The organism is Acinetobacter sp. USHLN143, from assembly GCF_037145695.1.
Classification (GTDB): Bacteria; Pseudomonadota; Gammaproteobacteria; order Pseudomonadales; family Moraxellaceae; genus Acinetobacter; species Acinetobacter fasciculus.
Genome location: NZ_JBBCWZ010000322.1, coordinates 1 through 223, shown reverse-complemented (window position 1 = coordinate 223; position 223 = coordinate 1). Strand labels below are relative to the sequence as shown.

Below are 223 nucleotides of genomic sequence, written 5' to 3'. Positions count from 1 at the left end.
AGTCAATATTGCAGCCATGAATATCGAAATATACTTGAGCAATATGGTTTTCAAGGTTCAATGAGCAAGCGCGGAGACTGTTACGATAATGCACCGATTGAAAGCTTTTGGAGAATACTGAAAAATGAGTTAGTGCATCATTACAACTATCAAACCAGAGAAGAAGCCAAAGCAGATATTATAAAATACATTGAATTATTTTATAATCATCGAAGAATTCAAA

The 223-nt window shown here is 33.2% G+C and carries 1 protein-coding gene; it reads left to right on the top strand.

The genetic code is table 11. The features are described 5' to 3' along the window. Nucleotides 1-223, top strand: a 223-nt coding sequence (locus tag WFH18_RS18670; RefSeq protein WP_336755465.1) for an IS3 family transposase, incomplete at both ends; no start/stop codon positions are given.